Source organism: Microcoleus sp. AT3-A2 (assembly GCF_036705685.1).
GTDB lineage: Bacteria > Cyanobacteriota > Cyanobacteriia > Cyanobacteriales > Microcoleaceae > Microcoleus.
In genome coordinates this window covers 42,536-64,174 of record NZ_JAUBVF010000004.1, presented here as the reverse complement: position 1 = coordinate 64,174, position 21,639 = coordinate 42,536, and the positions used below count along the sequence as shown (strand labels likewise).

Here is a 21,639-nt window from a genome sequence, read left to right as displayed (position 1 = left end):
CAATACTTCGGACAGTTTTTAAGCAGCGAGAGTACCATAGGATAGGACTGACGGAAGGTTAGGGTGATTTAAAATTAAATTCCGGTCTAAATCTAACTTATCAATAAAGGTGTAAAGTATATGCCTATTGAATTCACGGCGTTTATAAGAGGTCATGGAAAACACGAATGGCTTGGGAGATGAATGACGATTATAAGCTTCATATTTGGCTAAATTTAAAGCAATTAGACTGGCGTTAAAATGAAAATCAAGGCATTGACCACTACGAGATTGACAATTGGATAAGCCCGTAAATTGTTTGGCATCACGAAAAATAAACTCAATCTGAAAACGAGCCTGATAATACTCAAGTATTTGCTCACCCGTCAGCTCGATATCAGTGCTGAATAATAAAATATTTTTGATTTTACCATTGGGTTGGAGTTCTGAAAGACAAGCTAAACGTATTTTGCATTTTAAAGAAACACTCCATACTACTAATGAGTAAAGCTTAACTCCCGGTTGAAATTCTTTGATGAAGGTTAAGTTTTTTAACTTATTACATTCTACTTTTCCATCGTATTTACGAGGTGCACATATTTTATTTTTTTCACCTGTATAGAGGTACTTTAAGTTGGCATCTGAGCGTAATTTACTAATCAAATTTAAATTTGAATTTCGTACAGCATCCCAGAACTTAGCGCGGCAATAATAACCATCAGCTACCAAATAGCGTACAGATTCTGGCAATAAAGAACGGGTTTTTTTTAAATGTTGAGCATAGTCGTCAACTCTTGTTATCTCAGGCGTTGAGCATAGTCGTGCTTTTTTTTTAGTTGGTTTTTTTGATTTTCTTTTCCTTTGAGCAGTGAGGGGATTTTTGGGTAGTTCTGTGGGAGGACGCCAGGGTGTTTGTTGTACACTCACACTATAAGACAAATGAGTTTCGACTTCGACCACAGAAATTACAGAAATTTCTAATCCCTCTTCTGGTCTGCCAGCTACACCATTATAAAAGCTAGCTTTCCCTTCAGTTTTTTTGCCACTCTTGTCAATAAATGAACAATCGATTACAGCAATAATAGTTTGCTCAGAATCCAAGGCTTTATTGATAAAGTATTGATTAAATTCTGCGAAATCAAAGTTTTTCAAAAAATGCCGACGATAAGTTTTTTCACTCAACGAACTGTAACGGCTCAGATTGGTAAAGTTTACCTTGCCATAAACAAGCAATATGGTGGAAAACAAGGTCACCATAAACTTTTTTTGGGATTGACTAATCCCTGACATTTGTTGTAAAATTGATTCTAGAATATTCATCAGGCATTTTTTTAAGTTCGTCTATTTTTTGAGCTTAATCTAAAAAGTGCCTTTTTTTGGGAGTTTCGGTTAAAATTCCAGGAATTTTTTGTCTCTGTTCGGGGAGCGTCCCTGTTCCAAAACTGTCCGAAGTATTGCTCAATAAGAGTTAAAAAAAACCGGTTTAGAAGAGTTGGAGTGTGTCCGGGGCTGGAGTTATGGCTTTTGAGTTGTGAGTTAAAATACCCCTCAATCAATAATTGATTTTAAAAAAAATTGGGATGTGTGAGTTAAAACACCCCTGAATAAATAAGGGCAGTTTAACAAAAGAATAAGGTTCGGGGTTTGGGCTGTTAATTACAAGTTTTTTGGGTAAATTCCCCGTTTTGGCAATTTCTCGATCGAGGCTCATGGCGGTATTGTTCTTTTTCAAGGCAGGTTGATGATCGCACCGCCACGCCCGCTGACACTCTGTATGGGCCCTTCTTCGCACTCTGGTTCTGCTGGAATTTGATCCGGTTCTTTTGGCTGGCGCTCCTGTTATCTGAGTTGGTCCGACTCCACACCAGTCAGAAAGCACCGCCCGCCGGGACGATAAATTTTTAGGTAGAGTCAGTTTTCCATCTTAGATTGAGTGCAAATTTGTGTAATTTTTTACAATTTGTCGATCGACAAAATGGGATAAAGTGTCTATTCTCTACCAAAAGTTAGATCCCCTAGAAACCTCTGCTACTGTAGCCTAAGCCGTAAAAGCTAGAAAAAGTGTATGCAAATTCAAACGCCGGACTGGGTTAAAAACGCAGTATTCTACCAAATATTCCCCGATCGCTTCGCCAAAAGCAAACAGCCCCGCAAACGCATGCTGCAAAACTTCATGTGGGAAGAATGGCACGCAATCCCCACCCTGCAAGGCTACAAAGGTGGCGACTTGTGGGGCGTGATGGAACAGCTAGACTACTTGCAAGACTTAGGCATTAACGCAATTTACTTCACCCCCATATTTCAGTCGGCCAGCAATCACCGCTACCACACCCACGACTACTATCAAGTCGATCCGATGTTGGGTGGCAATCCAGCTTTTAAAGAGCTTCTAGACGCAGCTCACGATCGCAATATCAAAATCGTCCTAGACGGCGTATTCAACCACGCCAGCCGCGGCTTTTTCTTCTTCCACGACATCCTCGAAAACGGCCCCGGTTCTCCTTGGCTCGATTGGTTTAAAATTGAAGGCTGGCCGTTATCTGCCTACGACGGCAATTTTCCTGCTAATTATGCCGGTTGGGATGGGAATCGAGCCCTTCCTGTATTCAATCACGAGAATCCAGAAGTGCGAGAATACATCATGGAAATCGCCGAATATTGGATTAAATTCGGCGTCGATGGCTGGCGCCTGGACGTTCCTTTTGAAATTAAAACCCCGGGATTTTGGCAGGAATTTCGAGACCGAGTTAAAGCAGTTAATCCCGAAGCTTACATTGTGGGCGAAGTTTGGGAAGATGCGACAGAATGGCTCGACGGCACTCAATTTGACGGGGTAATGAATTATCTTTTTGCTGCACCGACTATTGCTTTTGCAGCGGGCGACAGGGTTGATTTAACTCAAATTGAAGGCCGTGCTTACCATCCCTATCCGCCGCTTTTTGCTAAAGAGTACGGCGACAAAATTCAGCAGGTTTTGGAAATGTACCCGTGGCCGATACAGCTAACTCAACTTAATTTGTTGGCCAGTCACGATACTGCGAGGTTGTTAACAATTGCAGGAGGCGATAAAGCTAGCGTCGAACTCGCAACTTTGCTGCTGTTAACTTTTCCCGGAGCTCCTAGCATTTACTACGGCGATGAAGTTGGTTTGCCCGGTGCTCTCGATCCCGATTCTCGCCGCAGTTTTCCCTTACAAGCTCGCTGGGAACTTGATGTTTTAGATTATCACAAGCAGTTGATAGCTTTGCGGCACAAATATGCGGCCCTCCGCACTGGATCGTACCAAGTTCTGTTTGCTGAGGGAACGGTTTACGTTTTTGCCCGAATTTTGGGGGATGAGGAAATAGTTGTTGCTGTCAATGTCGCGACAGAAGAAGCTAATATTAGCTTTGAGCCAGCTAATCTGAAATCTCCTCACGATAAATTGCTGTTTGGTAAAGGCGAGTTTGTTTGGAAAGGTGACGGGGAAACTCGCCTTTTAGAATTGATGCTGCCGGGGCGCTCAGGATTGATTTTAGGTTCGGATAATTAGTTCAGCAATTACGCAAGTGTCACGATCCAATCGACTTGTAGGGTGCGTCAGACCGAGTTATGGACGGATGAGCGATGGTTTGGACTCTGACGCATCTTACTCATTGTGACACTTGCGTAAGTTCTCTAGTTTAAAATGTAAGGTGCGCCCATAAGCACCCTACTAAATTTAGAGATACCACAAGTTTGATTATGCTGCAACCAATGCTGGTATTAGCACCGCATCAATGATATGAATGACGCCATTGTCGGCAAGAATATCTGGAGTGATAACTTTAGCATCATTGACTTTAATGCCGTCAGAAGTATCAATTCCTACCACAGAACCTTCCACTGTTTCAGCAGAACTTAACTCAAGCAAGTTCTCAGTTAGTACCTCGCCAAACAGAATGTGATAAGTCAGAATTTTCTTGAGCTTGGGTATGTCTTCCAGCCAAGAGGCAATAGTGTTCGTAGGAATTTTGGCAAATGCCTCATCAGTTGGTGCTAAGACGGTGTAGGGGCCCGGACTTTGCAATAAATCTAACAAACCAGCCGCTTTAATAACAGTCACGAGGGTTTTGAAAGAACCGGCATTTGTGGCAGTCTCAACAATATCAGCCATGATGTTTTTCAGGAGTGCAAATAGCAGAAAATGAATCAGAGGCGACAATCATTTTAGCAATTTACAAATAGCAGAAAATGAATCGGAGGGATGATGATTATTTTAGTCATTATAAGTTAACTCGGTTGCCGACCCTGATGCCTCGGCCCGATCGACCTTTTTGGCTTATACTTGGGTCCCCTCCTCTCCCTTGCGGAAAAACTGCTTTAAAATCTCTCCGGGATCTCTGTCCCAGGTGTCGATATGTTCGTAAATTAAGCCGTCTTTATCCAGTTTATAAGTAGAGTAGCCGTTAAAAAAAATCCGAGCTTTCCAGGGAAGCCGCAGTGTCCCGCGAACAGTCCAATTTGCCACAATAGTATCAGGGGCTGTCTGACCTACGTCGTGGAGGTCGAAGTAAATCTCGTTAAAGAATAGCTGCCCGTGAAATCGCAGAGTCCAAAAGATAATGCGATAGTTGATTTTTCCTTTAAATTTGTTAACAGGGTCTTGAAAATAAACATCTTTTGTGTAGATGTCGTAGGAGATGTCTTTCTCAAAAAGCGTCGGGAGATCCGCTTTCAGGGTATCTACTGCTTGTTCTACCTGCATTTGATATTCGCTCGCGCTCAAACTACCACCTTGTGACAGTATTAATTTATAACTTTAAATGAATAATCTCGATCGGCAGCGGGAGGAGAAAAAAATTGATACTTCATCCAGCTCTAATCTTACCTCTAATTATATTGTCCCCCTCGGCCTTTCTGCTGACCCGGACTTGCGACATCGAAACCTTGGCACAGATTTGACAGAACACCCCCACTCCTCTGACATTCTCGCAGAAATCAACAGCGGCAAGCTGTTGATGGTAGATAGCCGTCGCCGGAACGGCCTAATTCTGATTAAACGCTTCCACGCGGAGTTTGCCGGGCCTGGGGCTGCCGTTGGGGGCGCTTTTGAGGTTGACTCTCAGCAGGCTATTCCCGTGGGCGATTTTTGTTTGGTTTGCCCTCACTCTCCCGAAGAAATACAGAAAGCTTTTGGAATTCGGCGGCAGTGGGTGCGGTTAATGGAACAGTTAACGGCAAAGCCGGCAGCTTTGGAACGCGCACAAATGGTTTTAACTCAGTTTGAACAATATTTGGATTCGGAAACGGTGGCACAAATTTCCGATGAAGCTTTGGCACTTTTAGTAGGCGTATTTCCTCAAACCATTCGCGCGGCACGGCAAGGAAACGATCGAGGATGAAAATATTTTATCTATTTCCCAATTCTAGCCTGTGGCTGCAAACTATCAAATCAGATGCCAAATTAAGGACACCCTAACTCTTCTATCATCCGCTGACAATGCTGTGTTATACTAACCGACAAAGCATCCATATCGAGCGGAGTATTCCCTACAGGAAGCTTGGTGGCAAAAGTGCGACCGAGGTGCAATCTATCCCATACAGAACGTTTTTGCCCTGCTCGCCCACTTCCAGGGTCATGTATCCCGAATCCCGATATTTCTCTATTCCAAACAGGGCTGAAGTGACGGATCAACACTGCTTCTCCCCATGAAACTAAATCAATTTCCATCGGCGCGACTTTGAACGCAAAATCCTCAATTTTTAGATTGTCTACAGCTTCAATAGATTTTCTATGCTCTGACAAGCGTCCGTAAAGAGTGTTGCCAATAGTTGTACGCCCCGTCCGACGACCGCCCGGAGCTGCTTTACCTACATAAATTGGCAGACAGCACTTACTCAAGTTTGCCTGTTTAATAAGGTTATACATTGAGAAGTCGCCCTGGTAGTACAGCAAATATGCTCCGCAATATTGGATCAAATCCTCCCTGACACGATCGAGTTCCTGGAGATTATAACAATTTTGCCTGCCACAGAAAGCGATTAAGTTTTCTTGTAAATCTGGCGGGACTCTAAATACTTCGAGCATAGAGTAAATTCTCAAATCTAAAATCTCAAATTCATTGACTACACTCTCGCTGTTCTAACTGTCTCCAGTCGCGATCTAATCCTAGAGGCAATAACTTCTGCCAAACCGACTGGTACAGCATTCCCCAACTGCTTCATAGTTTCTGTCCAACTGTGAGGAAAGAAGTATTCGTCAGGGAAAGTTTGCAGTCTAGCAGCTTCGCGAAGCGTAAAGTAACGCACCTGTCCCGTGGGATCAACTAACATATTTTCTCCTCCAGGGACCCCGTGAACTCCTGCTTTTAAAGTTTTAGCTGGTTCATCTAACAAGCTGCCTGTATGGCCTGGATACTTTCTGGCTCCTGGTATAAAAATGTGATTTAGTACGCTGTTTTGGCTTTCTTTATTGCCTTCTTGTGGTAAGTCCGAAATGGCATCCCGCACAGTGCGCCAAGGCTGTTTTTGAGGTGGAAACAGATTGAACTGAAGATTGAAGATGCGCGAGGAAAGCTTGCTAGGTATGTCTGGACGATCGCTGTTAGAGATTTGATTGCGCTCCCAATAATTGCCAGTCACCCATTGCTCCCAATGCAAGGCTTCCTGAGAACAAGTTGGTTCAGGAAAAGACCACTCTAATCCTAAATCCGAGCGAAAACCTACAATAAAAACCCTTTCGCGCTTTTGGGGAATGCCGTAGTCTGCCGCGTTGAGTAAGCGAAACACTACACGGTATGATAGTCCCTCACCGCGACCGGCGGTATGATGCTGTTCTAACCGGGACAGGTGATGGAGCCAATCCTCATCCAGTCTTTGTACCACTTCTGGATAAGTGAGTTGTAGGACAATATACTCAAAATATTTAGTGAAGGAGGAACGTAATAAACCTTTAACATTTTCGATAACAAATGCCTTGGGTTTGAGTTCTCGCACGGCGCGAAAAAAGTGCGGAAACATATTTCGCTCGTCTTCACTTCCGCAGTGTTTTCCTCCTACAGAAAAAGGCTGACACGGCGGCCCTCCAGTTAGGAGGTCTACCCCACCTTTGACTTCTAGGGATGTAAAATCGAATTTAGCGATATCTGTCTCAAAAACAGACCAGTTGGCGAGCACTTTTACACCCCGCCGCTGATTTTCGCGAATTGTCTCGCAGGCGTTTTTGTCCAGATCGATAACTGCTTTGTGACAAAAGCCTGCTTTTGATACGCCTATTGCTAAGCCTCCTGCTCCGCTAAATAGTTCTACAGAGTTCATTATTAGCATTGTATTGAGCAACGGTGGATATTAATTTTAATCGAAAATCGCTCCAATTCGATCGACTGTCCGCTGATTTTCCTCCGGGCTACCCACCGTAATTCGCAAACCTCCGCCAGTATGCCTAATTAAAGTACCTCCCTCTTTTAGCTGCTGCATGATTTGTTTGTGTTCAGTTTCGGCTAAATTACGATCGCCGGCTTTCACCTGCAGGTAAACGAAGTTAGCCGCACTCGGCCAAACTTGCAATTTTTGATGCTGAGTTAGCGCTGCAATTAATTTGGCTCTTTCTGATAGAGTTTCGGGAATGGTTGCTAGCAATAACTGCCGCTGCGCTAGAGCTAACTCGGCTGCAGTTTGCGAGAAACTGGGAAGGTTGTAGGGGAGGCGGATTTTTTCTAAGGTGGCTGTGAGTTCGGGATGGGCGATCGCATATCCGACTCTCATAGAGGCTAGTCGAAACGCTTTGGAAAATGTGCGTAAAATTATCCAATTCGGGTGATAGTGCAATTGGTCTGCTAAAGTATTTTGGCTGAATTCAAAATAGGCTTCGTCAATTACTACTAATATCTCTTCGGGTAAAGTTGACAACCATTCTATTTCATCGGTTGTCAAAGCATTGGCTGTGGGGGAATTGGGATGAACGACGAAAACGGCGCGCACGGGGGGATTTTGATTTTGGAAGATCGCCCTTTTAGCAGCCTCGATATCGATTTCAAAATTCTCCTCTTTCCGCTGAACACTCACAACGGGAATTCCGAGGGTTTGGGCGATTATTCCATACATCGAAAAGGTGGGATTCGCAACAAAAATAGAGCCGCCACCGCCCAAACAAGTAGCTATTAAGATGGATCGAATTAGTTCGTCGGAACCGTTGCCCACAGAAATATTGTCGGCTGTAATGGAGGTTTTTGGTAGTGTACCGCCCCCACTCCCCTGGTTAAGCGGGGGGACATTTAGGGATTCATTGACGTATTCGGCGATCGCCTCTTTGAGCGCTGCGTGGCCTCCGTCGGGATAACGATTTGTCTCAATTAATTGCTGGTAAGTCCAAGCTAGCTTTTTTTTTAATTCTTCTGGCAAGTCGTAGGGGCATTCATTGGTATCGAGGCGATCGAGTACACTTTCCGAGTGCGCTGATTCTCCTGACGCGCCCCCCGGATGGGGAGTGTATGCGGTAAGTTCGGCTAAGTCTTTTCGGATAAAGGGAAGCATGGTATGATTTTAAACTTTTGATTTAGATTGTCACCTTAGAAAGCAAGGCTGAAGGCAAAAGTCAAGAAAAATTACGAAGGCAAAAATTTTCATTTTTTACCTCCCTGCTGAAATTTCTGCCTAATGCCGACTTACGAATGCTGTATCAAAGGCGTCTAAACTTAGGATATAGCCTTTTCTATCTCGAAAGCAACAGAAGAGAGGGAAGTAAGTTTCTGTCGCTCGATTGATGTGTCGGTTGTCGCCAATTGATTATTCTTATAAAGTAACTCCTGATATTTGGAAACCGAGTATGAAAGTCAAGCCTTCCGATATATCTAAAAATACCGCCGCTACCCTCATAGCTTTGAGTTTGGCTGTTCTCCCTTCAGCTATGCCTGCCTCAGCTCAAACGGAGTCAGCTCCGGCACAGAATAATACTGATTCTAATGGAGTTGTTCTAGACAGAACTCCATTTCAAGAAAGCAGACGCGACAACAATCATTGGGGTGCTTTGGGTTTGTTGGGCATCCTCGGTTTGGCGAATCTGTTTCGCAAGGATGAACCCAAACGCTACCGCGATCCGATGGGCGAATAATTTTTTAAACGGCTATTCTCTTCGAGGGCTGCGCTAACGCACAAGCCAAAAACCAAATCAACCCTCATGGATTCAGAAACCGGTTTTTTTACCGAAAGACTGGATTATTGCCTTTAATCCGAGCAAAAAATCCGGTTTCTTTGGTATTGATAGCCATTTTTGCCACACACAAAGTTTATTCAATCGCGCCACAAAGCAATCCCGCCCAATAAGCCGCTCACATTTGGTACTATTTTAACCTGTGGCGGTAACTCAAAAACTATCTTTTTAGTATTGCCACCACCGATGTAAATGCGATCGCAGTTAAAGAGATTTTGCACAGAGGTGAGCGCTTTTTCCAGACGGCGATTCCATCTTTTGGAACCGACTGTATCTAATGCCGATCGCCCTAATTGCTGTTCGTAACTTTCCCCTTTACGAAAAGGGTGATGTCCTAACTCTAGATTTGGCACCAAGACACCATCGACAAATAAGGCAGAACCGAAACCGGTGCCAAGGGTAATTACTAATTCTACCCCCGTCCCAGCAATTGCTCCCAATCCTTGAATATCGGCATCGTTAGCCACTCGCACAGGTTTCCCCAAGCGATCTTTGAGGGTAGTTTCTAGGTCAAAATCTATCCAAGACGGATCTAAATTCACTGCAGTTTTGATGACACCTAGACGCACAACGCCGGGAAAACCGACAGATACTCGGTCAAATTCCCCTTGTCCGCTGGCTAAAGAGGCGATCGCCTCTAGTACGGGTTCGGGTTTCGGGGGTTGAGGCGTTTCTACACGGCTGCGTTCCGTTTGGGGTTCGCCTTCATTGTCCAAAACCATAACTTTGATGCCACTTCCGCCAATGTCAACGGCTAAGGTGCGAGTTGATCGATCTTGTTCAGTCATTTGATTGTTAAGACTTGCAAGTTGGTCAAATTTTAATTTTTGAATGGGCAAAACTTTTGAATCGCTTCCCACATTTCCGCTAGGACATTTCCCAAAGAATGATCGTCTTCTAATTCGATTAATTGCACCCAGGGACGGTTAGCGGCAAAATCTCTGCTAGCTTGAATCGGTATTATTGTATCATGGTTGCCGTGAAGAATTAACGTAGGCACTGAACGCATTAATTTTTCTTCAGGGTATTGAGCCATATCTGCCACAAACTGATAATTCAGCGGCAGATAACCTTGTTCGCCGTAGTGGTAAACGGGCAAATATTTCTCAGACTGCCATTTTTCTAACTGTTGTTGTCCCAACAGTGGTAGCCAGTGGGAGATAAAGTCAAAAGCCGGTGCTAACAAAACTATTTGCTTTACTGACAATTGTCGCTGGGCCAACCAAGCTGCTGTCAGTCCCCCAAAACTAGACCCAATTATAGTGACTCCCCCTATATCTCTTACATTTTCTGTTGGAGATTGGGAGGATTCGCTTGACAAAAAGTCTGTTTCTATTTGATTTAATTGGCGGGTGAGAGTGATCCCCGAAAAATCGTTTTGATTGAGATCGGGAGTTTTTAGGTCAATTCCTAGGTAAGAAAAGCGATCTCGGAAATATTTAGCCTTCGCTGAATCGGGACTTGAAGCAAATCCATGTAAATAAATGTAACTCGAATCGTTTTGTAGATTCATCCAGAAAATTTTATGAGACTTCCCAACTAATTATTTTAACTTAATATGAGTCATCAACTAAACTAAAAAACTTAAGACACTAACTCAAAGAAAGTATATACTGATATTTGGCAGAGATTAAGGAGTCGCATGGATTTAAATTATATGCTTTTAGACAATAGTCCGGCCAGCTTTTAAGCAGCCAGAGTACCATCAGACAAGACTGAAGGAAGGTTAGGGTGATTTAAAATAAAATCCGGGTCTAAATCTAACTTGCCAACAAAGGTACAAAGTAGGTTTTTATTGAATTCCAGACGTTTATAAGAGGTCATTGAAAACACAAACGACTTGGCCGATTAATGACAACTATAAAGTTGATTTTTGGCTACATTTAAAGCAATAAGACTGGCATTAAAATGAAAATCAAGCCGTACCCAATGACGAGCTTAACAATCAGACAATTCCGTAAATTGCTTGGTCTCACGAAAAATAGATTCAATCTGGAAATGAGCCTAATAATATTATTCACAAATTTGCTCAGGGAGTAAATGAATATTAATGCTAAATAATAAAGCATTTTTGATTTTACTATTGGCTTGAACCTCAGAGATACAAGCGAAACTAATTGGGCAATTCAAACAAAAACGACCCACCTCCAATGTATATAATGAAACTCCCGATTTTATCTCTTTAACAAAATTCAGACGACTCAAATCATGGCAGTCAACCTTACCATCATATTTACGAGGGGTTCCCAGTTTCTTTTGTTCACCGGTATAGAGATAGCGTAAGTTAGCATCAACTCGCTCGCTTTCCAATAAAGTCTAAATTCCACTCCCGCACAGCATCCCAGAATTTAGAGCGGTAGTAATAGCCATCAGCCACCAAATAACGTACAGAACTTGGGAAGAAATAACGAGTATTCTTCAAATGTTGTGCATAGTCCTCGACTCTTGTAATGCCAGGTTTTGAGCTTTGAGACTCCGGTTTTTTGCGAGATTTTTTTGAACCAGCTATTATTCGATTTTGGGGCATTTTTTTCACGGGCTTTATTTGAGGGCGTGATGGAGTTTGTTGTATGCTTAAGCTATAAGATAAACGACTCTCAATTTCGACAATAGAAATCACAGAAATTTCCAACCCCTGTTCCGATTTACCCGCTACACCATTATAAAAGTAAGCCTTACCGTCAGTTTTTTTTTCCAGTTTTCCTTAAAAAAGAACAATCAATAACAGCAATGACCGTGTGTTCAGGATTTAAGGCTTTTTTGAAGATATATTGATTAACTTTTGGAAAGTTAAAGCTTTTGAGAAAGTGACGCCGGTAGGTTTTTCGCTCAAATAACTATAACGACTGAGATTCGTGAAGTTTATCTTGCCTTCTTACTAGCAAAATGGTTAAGAATAAAGTGATTAAAAACTTCTTTTGGGGTTAACTAATCCCGGCTATTTTTTGTAAAATGGAGCGCATAATATTCATAATGTAATCTGTTAACCTTGTGTGTTTTTATAGCTTATTTTTATAGCTTAAATTAAAAGAGAGCCTTTTTTTCTGTTTGTTTTGGTTTCAGATTGCACTCATTTTTTTCACTTCTCTGCTGTATTTCGTAAGCGAAGCTTGCCGAAGGCATCGCAGCCCTAATTTTAAAACTGTCCGGAGTATTGTCAACACTTGATGTCATTATTTTATATATTTTTTATTTTCATTAGGTTTTTAATTGTATTTTTAGCATACTAGGTGATGAAAAAAAATCTACTTTTTTTCAAGTAATAGGATGGCTATGTGCGATCGCACATAGCCTACAAATCAAAACTCTCTTCACCAATACTTCCCAGTTCCCCGCTACCCAGAAACTCTTCTTCCTCTACTTCCTCACTCCCAGACTCGAAACTTTCCACCACAAACGGCAAACCAGCCGCCATCAAACCCCGTTGAATCAGTTCCGGCGTTTCCTCAAACAAAACAAATAGCGGATGAACAGCCTCCGCTTCATCGCTGTAAATATGTCTGTAGCGCTGCGGCATCACCCATTCGTAACCTTTATCCAGCCAAACTTGAGACTGCCGCCAGCGGCCAAGCAACTCAGAAAACTCTTCGCCCGGACGATGAATGAAAATCAAAATTTCCACTCCAATTTTAACTTTCCATTCAGGATCACACATCAAAATCGCCAAATCGCAGGGCAAACAAACTGCCTGCCCGGGCGATATGCTAGTGCCGCTGCTTCCCGCATAAGAAACCCCGTCCCGCAAGCGGGCAATTGGCAAAGGAATTGTGATTAAACTCTCATGAGCGCGGCGGATACTCGGAATCATTTCCATGTAAACCCGATATTTTTTCAGCAGGGCGATCGCGGCAGAAGATTCGCTGTACTCTGCTAGTAAAGTCTCGTAATGTGATTGTTTAACAGACATTTTCAAACCAAAGAATAAGTAATTACTAATTTGCTAATTGCTAATTGATCGCTTCTCGTTACTAGGAAGACCCCATTGGTGGCAACTTAAGCTCAAGTTCCCCCCTTCGGAGAACTTGAGCTTGCCTCCAGGCCTTGCTGTGTAACGCGAACAGCGATTGAAGCATTGATGGCTATGGGCTACCAATGTCGGGAGAATGCTTACAGCCTTTTTATTTACAAGGTTTGAGCCATGTGCAGCCTCAAGATTAAGCCCGATACGATGCCTCTTTGTTATTTTATGCCGCTCGCCTGAACTTCATCTGAGCCAAAAAGGTAATCAGGTCTGTAAGGTGTGACTCTGGGAGCAACATCAGACCTGAGAGTGTCAATTCCCCAAGCTCAAGATCGCCATCCGGCAATCTTATAACTCATAAGATTGATCATAAGTCAACATAAAACCTAAATCTTTACAAAAATCGACTAATTTTAAAGACTTGCTAAAGCAATGAGGGGTTGTACCCCCCATAAGTTAGAGTCAGATATTATAGATGCACCCTGATGGCTTTCCCGTTCCACAAGAGCGGGATTTTTATTATGGGAAAGCCGGAGGGTTAAGTTTCACAATACCTACTACAGTTGACACTCTCCGTCTATCAAGTCCGGAGATTCTTAATTCAGCGACTGACCTTTAGGCACCATATCCCTTGCAGGCAATTCTCAAACCTTTCAACCGTGAAAAAACACCAATTGACGAGTCTGACTTACAGCAACCCCAGAGGGTCTATCTCCAAAAGCGTACTAGGATACGACCTAGAGTTCGGGCGTGCCCCGCCCTACTGGATTGATTGAACCGAATTAGGGATTTTCTGGTATTGAGAATTCGTTGACTCTCTAGCTGTGTTTTACAAGGTTTTCGCTACCCTTCTTTGTGCTTTTAAAGAGCTTTCAGGTTCGAGGGTGCCGACTAAAAGTCGCTTCACAACCGCCCACCTTGGGGATTTCAACCATCTCTACTTTAATCCAAAGCCGTGCTAGAAGCACGGGGTTTTAGACCCATTTTTTCGATAAAATGACGTGGGGATGCCAAGATTAAAGATATAGCAGAGCTAAAGCTCAAACTAGGGCGCCGATCGATCAAACCTCACCCCTAACTCTGCGAAATAACCCAAAGGCGGTAGCATAGTTTGGGAAACGGCATCAACTGAAGATGAACTTAGCGCCAGCAACAGTCCTGCAACAGGGCAAATACAAAATTAACGCGACTTTAGGGATAGGAGGGTTCGGCATCACTTACCGAGCTATCCACACCCATTTAAACCAAACCGTCGTACTCAAAACCCTCAACGAAAGTCTGCGCCAACACCCAGAATCTGACCAATTTCAGCAGCAGTTTATTGCCGAAGCCCAACGCCTGTCGCGGTGTCAGCATTCCAACATAGTCAGGGTAATTGACTTTTTTGAAGAAGCCGGACAGTCTTTTATTGCAATGGACTACATTCCGGGCCAAACTCTCGCCCAAATAGTCGAAACCGATCAGCCGCTGCCAGAAGCCCAGGCCCTGCACTATATTCGGCAAATAGCCTCAGCCGTAAGTACAGTTCACCACAGCGGATTGCTGCACGGAGATATCAAGCCAGAAAATATTATCCGGCGAGCCGATTCTCACGTAGTAATGTTAATAGATTTCGGAATTGCCCGTGGCTTTACCGCCGGCACCAAACAAACCCACACTAACTTGCTCTCCCCCGGGTACGCGCCGATCGAACAATACCTCTATGACGGTAAATGTACACCGGCCACTGACATCTACGCGATCGCAGCCACCCTCTACTACTTACTCTCCGGCGTGGCGCCCGTAGCAGCACCCCTGCGCGATCGCATTCCCTTGACTGAGTTACGGCAATTTCAGCCCAACCTCAGCCCAGGAATCGAGCGAGCCATCCTTCAGGGACTCGAAATCGACCCCCACAACCGCCCTCAAACAGTGGAAAATTGGCTCACCATGCTGCAAGAAACAGAGCGAGTATCAGTAAAAAGAAAAGGCAAGCAAACTCTAAGATTGCCCGCACCTCCCCCGCCACAGTTGACTTTTGTGGCGTTTGTGGTAACGGCTGTAATTGCAGGCTGGATGGGTTTTGACCTAGCATCGCACTACAACAGCACGACTCTCAGTAATCGACCCAAAAGTGAGTCCTTCCCATCTCTGGAAGATTTGCTCAAATCCCGCGATTTGTCAGGGCCAATGTTCGGGCAGCCGTCTGTCGAAAGCAGCCCTCTCTACCCGATCGAACTCAACAAGCGTCCTAAACCCCCCTTAGACAGCAGCAACATTCCCGAACAGATAGAGCCCTCAGAAACTAGCGCCGAACCTTCTGAGTCCCCAAACCAGGAAACTCCCGCCCCATATCCCGAAGCCGAACCGGAGCCCTCCCCGACGCCCGAACCCGCAGAGGAGCCTTCTGAGTCCCCCATTCCAGAGCCTCAAACCGAAATCGAGCCAGATCCCCAACCAGAAGCCGCACCAGTACCAGAAGTTGCGCCCCTGCCTGCAGAACCGCCCGCCGCACCCGCCCCGCCTGCCCCTGAGAGTGCTAGCGCAGAAACCCTGCCGTCGTCGGAATCCCCGTCGCCAGTAATAGCGTCGCCGATCGAGCGATCGCCTGAGCCTGCGATACCAAGTCCCAGTGGCAGCAATTCAGATAGTTCGATCGCACCTGATTCACCACCCCCTGTGGCATATCCCACGATGCCTTTTCCCGAACCTGCGACAAATTAGTAGGGTTTTTGTTGGTTAAAAGTGCGGACAAATACTTGGTTTTATAAGTCAGCAAATATCCGCTCAGTAGTTGAGATAATAAGACCATACCTAGCCAACGACTATCTTCCAAAAACTTCCGTCGAATCTGAAAATCCCAACAGTCGCCGTCTGAGTTTATCGAATATTTCCTATTCCCTCTGCAATCCAAATGCCCGCAAAAAAATGCAGGACTGTTTTCTATTTTGATTTAAATTATGTTAGAATATGTGCGCGGCGCTGAGGTGGTGTGATGTCGCGTATTAATACTGCCAAGCTGCAAATATTTTGGTACAAAACAACCCCAACCTCGAATTTGAGCCAGTGTAAGCGAGGCTTTTGGGCTAAGCGGTGGCGCGTTAGTCTGTTCTAACTCTCAACAATCCCATCCCCGACACTCGGGGTGGGAGTGTCAATTCCCCCAAACTTCCTTCCTTTGGGAGCAAGCATCATCGGGGACAAGCAAGTTATAATTTGTTGCGGAAGCGCACAGAGATTTTTTATGAGTAAACCCCCAGTTCATGCTTTTTTTGTAGGCAGAGCACTTGCCGAAGCCCTGTACGAGCAATTAGAAAGCGCGGCAACCAACGCTTTCTCTGAAATCGGCAAATTTGACGCAGAACAAAGAGAACGCCTGCGGCAGTTCACAGATCGAGTTGTGGAACGGGCAAATCGAGCTTCGGATGAGGCGATGCAGACCAGAACTGGCACTGCAAGCACCACCACCATTCAAGACATCCATCCCGCCGATTTGCAAGCGACTATTGATGATCTGCGCGCCGAAGTGGCTCTGGTGCGATCGGAATTGCAGCGTTACCGCAGCAGTTTGCCCTAGCGATCGATTCGACCACAACTATTATTTACTACGTGAGCGCATTGCTTTGCGCTCCTGCGCTCCTACTTCCAATCAAAGCAACAACATAAAATAAGCAATTTGGGAACCCAAGTGTCTGCTCTCCTTGATGACTCTGTTAATCGCCAGCGCTCCCCCAAGCACACTGGCGAAGCCGATGAGCAAAAAACTGCTAGTAAATCCTACAAAAGTAAAGCTTATCGCTGGAATCGCGAAAAATACTCCCGGAAGCGGCGCTTCTTCGACATTTGGGCCTTTGTTTTGCTCTGGCTGGCTTCCCTGTGGCTCGACAGCAAAAATTGGAGCTACTGGGGAGGCGTGACTGAAGAAAAGAAAGTTGCCAGACGCCGCTTTCAAGCTATCTGGGTTCGAGAAACACTCTTGGATTTGGGGCCAACTTTCATTAAAGTGGGGCAGTTATTTTCTACCCGCGCCGATTTGTTCCCGGCAGAGTTTGTCGAGGAACTTTCTAAGCTGCAAGATAAAGTGCCTGCTTTCAGCTACCAGCAGTTAGAGGTAATTGTTGAGCAAGATTTGGGCAAGACAGTTCAAGAACTCTACCGCAGCTTTGACCCGGTACCCCTGGCCGCTGCAAGTCTGGGTCAGGTACACAAAGCTCAACTGCATTCGGGCCCAGAAGTGGTCGTCAAGGTGCAGCGGCCGGGACTGCGGAAGCTGTTCGAGATCGATTTGCAAATTCTTAAGGGAATTGCCCGTTACTTTCAAAACCATCCTAAGTGGGGCCGCGGCCGCGATTGGATGGGGATTTATGAGGAATGCTGTCGCATTCTGTGGCTGGAAATTGACTATCTCCATGAAGGCCGCAATGCTGATACTTTTCGCCGCAATTTTAGCAACTGTGACTGGGTGCGGGTGCCGAGGGTTTATTGGCGGTATGCGGCTCCGCGAGTGCTGACTTTGGAATACCTGCCGGGGATAAAAATCAGCCACTACGAAGCTTTGGAAGCGGCCGGTATTGATCGTAAATTAATCGCTCAGTTGGGCGCAAAAGCTTATTTGCGACAGTTGCTCAACGACGGCTTTTTCCACGCTGACCCACACCCCGGCAACATCGCTGTTAGTGCTGACGGTTGTCTGATTTTCTACGATTTTGGCATGATGGGGCAAATCCAGTCGAACGTCCGCGAAGGACTGATGGAGACTCTCTACGGCATTGCTTCCAAGGATGGACAGCGGATTATGGATTCTCTGATCAATTTGGGAGCTTTGGTGCCTACGGGTGATATGAGTCCGGTGCGCCGCAGCATCCAGTATATGCTGGATAACTTCATGGACAAGCCTTTTGAAAATCAGTCGGTGAGCGCGATTACCGACGACCTTTACGATATTGCCTACAACCAACCTTTTCGCTTCCCAGCTACTTTTACTTTTGTAATGCGAGCTTTTTCTACCATCGAAGGGGTGGGCCGAGGTTTAGATCCCGAGTTCAACTTTATGGAGGTGGCACAACCTTTTGCCATGCAGCTTATGACTAATGGAAATGGCCATGATACAAGTAGCAGCATTTTTAACGAAATCGGCCGTCAGGCGGCTCAGGTGAGTTCGAGTGCTTTGGGTTTGCCCCGCCGGATTGAGGAGACTATTGATAAACTCGAACAGGGAGATTTGCGGATTCGCGTCCGTTCTGCCGAAACAGAGCGCTTGCTTCGTCGCATGAGCAGCGCTCAAATGGGCACGAATTATGCTTTGCTGATGAGTGCTTTTACTTTGTCGGCGACAATTTTGTTTGTCAGCAATCAAGTCTGGCCGGCTGTCGCTGTTGCCGTGCTGGCGGCGGGTGCAGGGTTTGCTATGCTGCGTTTGTTCAAGCGGATCGATCGTTTAGACAGAATGTCATAATTGTGCAATTTAGGACTGGAAATTTCAGGTTTGAGATTTCTCGCCAGCCAAAATTTGACATCGAATGTTAAGTTTTGGCTGGCTGACCACAGATTGCTGAAATTTACAACACTTACACGCTTTGAGGCTAAAAACCCCTTTGCTGCCTAGATTTTTCGCCAGCCACACCTCTAATTTTGGGTATAAATCCAGTTTTTTTTGCAGGTGCTGCTTAATTTACAGGATTTACGGAAATTTTAAGATGGGATTACCATCATACGATCTACAATATGAGGTCAAGGTAGTGCAATTTTTCCAAAACTCGCGATCGCCGGGTGCAGAAATTTCAACTCCCGTTCGGGGTTTAGGTTTTGGGAGAAAGCATCGCACCCAATTAAATCAAGCTTTCAAGTTCGATGAGTCCAATCACCCAATCTATGAAACGCTCTTTCGCAGGTAAGACAGACACAGGGTTAGTTCGTTCCGTAAATCAGGATGCGTACTACATAGACTCTGACGGGCGATTTTTCATAGTGGCCGATGGAATGGGAGGACACGCCGGAGGTCAAGAAGCCAGCCGGATAGCGACTCAGGCGATTCAATCTTATTTGCTCGAACATTGGGAAGGGCCTGAGGATTCTCCGCTGTTGTTGGAAAAGGCTTTTTTAATTGCCAATCAAGCAATTTTGACGGATCAGCTCGACCACCCCGAACGTGCTGATATGGGCACTACGGCGGTGGTTCTAATGTTTAGGGATGAGGACCGACCCTGGTGCGCTAATATCGGTGACTCTCGCTTGTATCGGCTACACGGCTCTCGCTTGGAGCAGATTACTGAAGACCAGACTTGGGTGGCTCAGGCTGTGAAAAGAAAGGCCCTAACTCCTGACCAGGCTCGCAGTCATCCTTGGCGTCACGTTTTGTCCCAGTGTTTGGGCCGCGATGATTTGCGGGAAATAGATATTTTGCCGGTGGACGTGCAGCCTGGGGATCGCTTGCTACTCTGCAGCGATGGCTTGACTGAAGAACTTTCCGATCCTTTGATTGCTTCGCCTCTGAAGTCGATTCGCGCTTGCGAGGGCGCTGCAAATGCTTTAATTCAAGCAGCTAAGGATAAAGGTGGACGCGATAATATTACTGTGGTGATCGTGACGCTCGACCTCAAATAAATCGGGCAACCCCCCGGAAAATCTAAAATCTAAAATCTAAAATCTAAAATTGAATGACCCGCGTTATCGGTTTGATCAGCGGCACGTCGGTGGATGGCATTGATGCTGCTTTGGTGGATGTGGTCGGTTCCCAAACAGACTTGAAAGTGCAATTGGTAGCCGGCAAGACTTTCTCTTATCCTGCTAATTTGCGATCGCAAATTCTCTCGGTTTGCAGTGGATCAGCTTTGTCAATGGCTGAACTAGCCCAATTAGATGATGCCATCGCCCAAGAATTTGCCACGGCGGCCTTGACAATTCAAGCAGAATATGATAATGCCGAATTAATCGGCTCTCACGGTCAAACTGTCTACCACCGACCTGCTGGGAAATCCCAGAAAGACAGCGCCGGTGGGTTAATGGGGTACAGCTTGCAACTCGGGCGGGGCGCGCTAATTGCGGAATTGACAGGAATTACTACTGTGAGTAACTTTCGATCGGCAGACATTGCTGCCGGGGGTCAAGGAGCACCCTTAGTGTCAATAGTTGATGCCTGCCTGCTGGCGGAACCCAACATCAGCCTCTGCATCCAAAATCTGGGGGGAATTGGCAATGTTACCTATCTGCCGGCCAGAGGAAAAGGGGGAAACAATGACGAGTCTGAGATTTTCAGTCTTGGGGATGGCATATCAGGCTGGGATACTGGCCCGGCGAATTCCCTGTTAGATTTGGCAGTACAACACTTCTCAGGCGGCACTAAGACGATCGACGAAGGTGGAGCTTGGGCAGCATCGGGAACTCCCTGTCAAGCTTTAGTCGAGGATTGGCTCGCATCAGATTTCTTCCGCCAAGCACCGCCGAAATCAACGGGGCGAGAGCTATTTGGTGTAGACTATTTTGACAGGTGTTTGGTCGAGGCCCAAGGTTACAACCTCAGTCCTGCTGACGTGCTGGCTACTCTGACAGAACTGACTGTTGCCTCGATCGTTCACAGTTACCAAACTTTTTTACCGGCTATGCCCGATCGAGTTTTACTATGCGGGGGCGGCAGCCACAATCTCTACTTAAAACGCCGATTACAATCTCAATTGCATCCAGTGCAAGTGTTGACTACTTCTGAGGCAGGCTTGAATGTAGATTTTAAAGAGGCGATCGCTTTCGCGGTTTTAGCCGCATGGCGGGTTCGGGGCATTCCCGGCAATCTACCTCAAGTTACTGGTGCCCGGGCACCGGTACTTTTAGGGGAAATTAACTCTTGTTGGCACAGTTGGGCGTGATAGCATAGAGTCTGAGGGACAACGGCTGTGCGTTGTTGCACCAGCATTGTAGCCAGCAGCAAAAGCATAGGAACAGCACTGTGGCTCACACGTTTTTAATGGAATCTGGCCAATGGACGCTCGAAGGAAGCTGGATTGAGCGCAATGGCGTGCCAATTACGGTTAAAGGCAAAACTTTAGTGAGCTGGAACCGAACAGATTGGTTCAGTATGGTGACAAAGCTTGTATTTCCTGGAGGCGATCGCGAAGAGATTATTTTGCAGTACCGAGGACACCTCAACAGCGATGAACGGCAGTATACTTTTGTACTCCAACACAGCGAACTCGCCCGCGTCGAGGGCGAAGGTTGGATTGCTCCGCAGTCGATCGTCCAGCGTTATTGGGTATTGGGAGACGAACGCCAGCGGCGGACGGGTTTTGATACCCTGCACCGGGTTGATGACAACCGCTACTACCAATCTAGTGGCATCATGTCTGGTCATTACTTGACGAGTACAATGGAAGCAACTCTCGAACGTCAGGGGGAATAACTCTTTCTAGAGTCCACAGTTGCGAGTTCTAGGGATTAAGGTGAAAAGTGAAGGTTTTGCTAGTCGGAGGTCGCGCTCAGATGTCCGACTAGCGCCATTGCTGTCAAACCTCATCCGCTGCAACTAAAGACAAATATATTAAATTGTTAAAAATTTTAATGG

The 21,639-nt window shown here is 45.6% G+C and carries 20 protein-coding genes; 9 read left to right on the top strand and 11 right to left on the bottom strand.

From position 1 onward, the window contains the following. Positions 1-18: 18 nt before the first annotated feature. On the bottom strand, positions 19-1,299 hold the full coding sequence (locus QUB37_RS04230) for a transposase (protein WP_333159412.1): 1,281 nt from the start codon (positions 1,297-1,299) through the stop codon (positions 19-21). Positions 1,300-2,044: 745 nt separating this feature from the next. On the opposite strand from QUB37_RS04230, the gene QUB37_RS04225 reads away from it, so the two are divergent. Continuing rightward, positions 2,045-3,511: a glycoside hydrolase family 13 protein gene (locus tag QUB37_RS04225; RefSeq protein ID WP_333159410.1), complete on the top strand. Its 1,467-nt coding sequence runs from the start codon at positions 2,045-2,047 to the stop codon at positions 3,509-3,511. A gap of 189 nt (positions 3,512-3,700) precedes the next feature. Here the strand turns inward: QUB37_RS04225 and QUB37_RS04220 are convergent, their stop codons facing one another. After that, on the bottom strand, positions 3,701-4,114 hold the full coding sequence (locus tag QUB37_RS04220; RefSeq protein ID WP_333159408.1) for a fasciclin domain-containing protein: 414 nt from the start codon (positions 4,112-4,114) through the stop codon (positions 3,701-3,703). Between the two features lie 165 nt (positions 4,115-4,279). Further along, positions 4,280-4,705, bottom strand: coding sequence for a DUF2358 domain-containing protein (locus tag QUB37_RS04215; RefSeq protein ID WP_333159406.1), 426 nt, complete (start codon positions 4,703-4,705; stop codon positions 4,280-4,282). 58 nt (positions 4,706-4,763) lie between these two features. On the opposite strand from QUB37_RS04215, the gene QUB37_RS04210 reads away from it, so the two are divergent. After that, on the top strand, positions 4,764-5,342 hold the full coding sequence (locus QUB37_RS04210) for a hypothetical protein (protein ID WP_333159404.1): 579 nt from the start codon (positions 4,764-4,766) through the stop codon (positions 5,340-5,342). Between the two features lie 62 nt (positions 5,343-5,404). Here the strand turns inward: QUB37_RS04210 and QUB37_RS04205 are convergent, their stop codons facing one another. From QUB37_RS04205 to QUB37_RS04195, 3 genes are read right to left on the bottom strand one after another with little or no spacing between them, the layout of a single operon-like run. Next, on the bottom strand, positions 5,405-6,028 hold the full coding sequence (locus QUB37_RS04205) for an Eco29kI family restriction endonuclease (protein WP_333159402.1): 624 nt from the start codon (positions 6,026-6,028) through the stop codon (positions 5,405-5,407). Positions 6,029-6,066: 38 nt separating this feature from the next. Continuing rightward, positions 6,067-7,257, bottom strand: coding sequence for a DNA cytosine methyltransferase (locus QUB37_RS04200; RefSeq protein ID WP_333159400.1), 1,191 nt, complete (start codon positions 7,255-7,257; stop codon positions 6,067-6,069). A 36-nt stretch (positions 7,258-7,293) separates the two neighbouring features. Next, entirely contained in the window at positions 7,294-8,472 is a 1,179-nt protein-coding gene (locus tag QUB37_RS04195; RefSeq protein WP_333159398.1) for a histidinol-phosphate transaminase, read from the bottom strand. Positions 8,473-8,764: 292 nt separating this feature from the next. Here QUB37_RS04195 and QUB37_RS04190 point away from each other — a divergent pair, with 292 nt between their 5' ends. Then, the gene (locus QUB37_RS04190) at positions 8,765-9,049 is read left to right on the top strand and encodes a WGxxGxxG family protein (RefSeq protein WP_333159396.1); all 285 of its coding nucleotides are present in this window, start codon (positions 8,765-8,767) and stop codon (positions 9,047-9,049) included. Between the two features lie 179 nt (positions 9,050-9,228). Here the strand turns inward: QUB37_RS04190 and QUB37_RS04185 are convergent, their stop codons facing one another. The 5 genes from QUB37_RS04185 to QUB37_RS04165 form a co-directional block, all read right to left on the bottom strand. Continuing rightward, positions 9,229-9,936, bottom strand: coding sequence for an ROK family protein (locus QUB37_RS04185; protein ID WP_333159394.1), 708 nt, complete (start codon positions 9,934-9,936; stop codon positions 9,229-9,231). 32 nt (positions 9,937-9,968) lie between these two features. Continuing rightward, complete coding sequence (locus tag QUB37_RS04180) at positions 9,969-10,661, bottom strand: YqiA/YcfP family alpha/beta fold hydrolase (RefSeq protein WP_333159392.1); 693 nt, start codon at positions 10,659-10,661, stop codon at positions 9,969-9,971. 500 nt (positions 10,662-11,161) lie between these two features. Next, complete coding sequence (locus QUB37_RS04175; RefSeq protein ID WP_333159390.1) at positions 11,162-11,458, bottom strand: hypothetical protein; 297 nt, start codon at positions 11,456-11,458, stop codon at positions 11,162-11,164. Further along, a complete protein-coding gene (locus tag QUB37_RS04170) occupies positions 11,439-11,768 on the bottom strand; it encodes a hypothetical protein (protein ID WP_333159388.1) in 330 nt (109 codons plus the stop codon). The genes QUB37_RS04175 and QUB37_RS04170 overlap by 20 nt, the downstream gene beginning before the upstream one ends. A 672-nt stretch (positions 11,769-12,440) precedes the next feature. Further along, positions 12,441-13,055, bottom strand: coding sequence for a hypothetical protein (locus tag QUB37_RS04165; protein WP_333042238.1), 615 nt, complete (start codon positions 13,053-13,055; stop codon positions 12,441-12,443). Between the two features lie 1,188 nt (positions 13,056-14,243). Between QUB37_RS04165 and QUB37_RS04160 the strand changes: the two genes are divergently transcribed. From QUB37_RS04160 to QUB37_RS04135, 6 genes are all read left to right on the top strand, one after another. Then, positions 14,244-15,812: a serine/threonine-protein kinase gene (locus QUB37_RS04160; RefSeq protein WP_333159386.1), complete on the top strand. Its 1,569-nt coding sequence runs from the start codon at positions 14,244-14,246 to the stop codon at positions 15,810-15,812. A 520-nt stretch (positions 15,813-16,332) separates the two neighbouring features. Next, positions 16,333-16,665 (top strand): DUF6825 family protein, encoded by a 333-nt coding sequence (locus tag QUB37_RS04155; protein ID WP_333159384.1) that lies wholly within the window; start codon positions 16,333-16,335, stop codon positions 16,663-16,665. A gap of 111 nt (positions 16,666-16,776) precedes the next feature. Then, positions 16,777-18,543, top strand: a complete 1,767-nt coding sequence (locus tag QUB37_RS04150) for an AarF/ABC1/UbiB kinase family protein (protein WP_333159382.1) — start codon at positions 16,777-16,779, stop codon at positions 18,541-18,543. A gap of 416 nt (positions 18,544-18,959) precedes the next feature. Further along, the gene (locus tag QUB37_RS04145) at positions 18,960-19,691 is read left to right on the top strand and encodes a PP2C family serine/threonine-protein phosphatase (RefSeq protein ID WP_333159380.1); all 732 of its coding nucleotides are present in this window, start codon (positions 18,960-18,962) and stop codon (positions 19,689-19,691) included. A gap of 53 nt (positions 19,692-19,744) precedes the next feature. Continuing rightward, the gene (locus tag QUB37_RS04140; RefSeq protein WP_333159377.1) at positions 19,745-20,947 is read left to right on the top strand and encodes an anhydro-N-acetylmuramic acid kinase; all 1,203 of its coding nucleotides are present in this window, start codon (positions 19,745-19,747) and stop codon (positions 20,945-20,947) included. Between the two features lie 80 nt (positions 20,948-21,027). Continuing rightward, positions 21,028-21,477, top strand: coding sequence for a hypothetical protein (locus tag QUB37_RS04135; protein ID WP_242722026.1), 450 nt, complete (start codon positions 21,028-21,030; stop codon positions 21,475-21,477). Positions 21,478-21,639 lie beyond the last annotated feature (162 nt).

Excerpts from the sequence above, each read along its gene's own strand:
- QUB37_RS04225 (WP_333159410.1), top strand. The coding sequence starts at position 2,045 with ATGCAAATTCAAACGCCGGACTGGGTTAAAAACGCAGTATTCTACCAA.
- QUB37_RS04185 (WP_333159394.1), bottom strand. The coding sequence starts at position 9,936 with ATGACTGAACAAGATCGATCAACTCGCACCTTAGCCGTTGACATTGGC.
- QUB37_RS04165 (WP_333042238.1), bottom strand. The coding sequence starts at position 13,055 with ATGTCTGTTAAACAATCACATTACGAGACTTTACTAGCAGAGTACAGC.
- QUB37_RS04190 (WP_333159396.1), top strand. The coding sequence starts at position 8,765 with ATGAAAGTCAAGCCTTCCGATATATCTAAAAATACCGCCGCTACCCTC.
- QUB37_RS04205 (WP_333159402.1), bottom strand. The coding sequence starts at position 6,028 with ATGCTCGAAGTATTTAGAGTCCCGCCAGATTTACAAGAAAACTTAATC.
- QUB37_RS04145 (WP_333159380.1), top strand. The coding sequence starts at position 18,960 with ATGAAACGCTCTTTCGCAGGTAAGACAGACACAGGGTTAGTTCGTTCC.
- QUB37_RS04210 (WP_333159404.1), top strand. The coding sequence starts at position 4,764 with ATGAATAATCTCGATCGGCAGCGGGAGGAGAAAAAAATTGATACTTCA.
- QUB37_RS04195 (WP_333159398.1), bottom strand. The coding sequence starts at position 8,472 with ATGCTTCCCTTTATCCGAAAAGACTTAGCCGAACTTACCGCATACACT.
- QUB37_RS04220 (WP_333159408.1), bottom strand. The coding sequence starts at position 4,114 with ATGGCTGATATTGTTGAGACTGCCACAAATGCCGGTTCTTTCAAAACC.
- QUB37_RS04200 (WP_333159400.1), bottom strand. The coding sequence starts at position 7,257 with ATGAACTCTGTAGAACTATTTAGCGGAGCAGGAGGCTTAGCAATAGGC.
- QUB37_RS04180 (WP_333159392.1), bottom strand. The coding sequence starts at position 10,661 with ATGAATCTACAAAACGATTCGAGTTACATTTATTTACATGGATTTGCT.
- QUB37_RS04215 (WP_333159406.1), bottom strand. The coding sequence starts at position 4,705 with ATGCAGGTAGAACAAGCAGTAGATACCCTGAAAGCGGATCTCCCGACG.
- QUB37_RS04230 (WP_333159412.1), bottom strand. The coding sequence starts at position 1,299 with ATGAATATTCTAGAATCAATTTTACAACAAATGTCAGGGATTAGTCAA.
- QUB37_RS04160 (WP_333159386.1), top strand. The coding sequence starts at position 14,244 with ATGAACTTAGCGCCAGCAACAGTCCTGCAACAGGGCAAATACAAAATT.
- QUB37_RS04140 (WP_333159377.1), top strand. The coding sequence starts at position 19,745 with ATGACCCGCGTTATCGGTTTGATCAGCGGCACGTCGGTGGATGGCATT.
- QUB37_RS04155 (WP_333159384.1), top strand. The coding sequence starts at position 16,333 with ATGAGTAAACCCCCAGTTCATGCTTTTTTTGTAGGCAGAGCACTTGCC.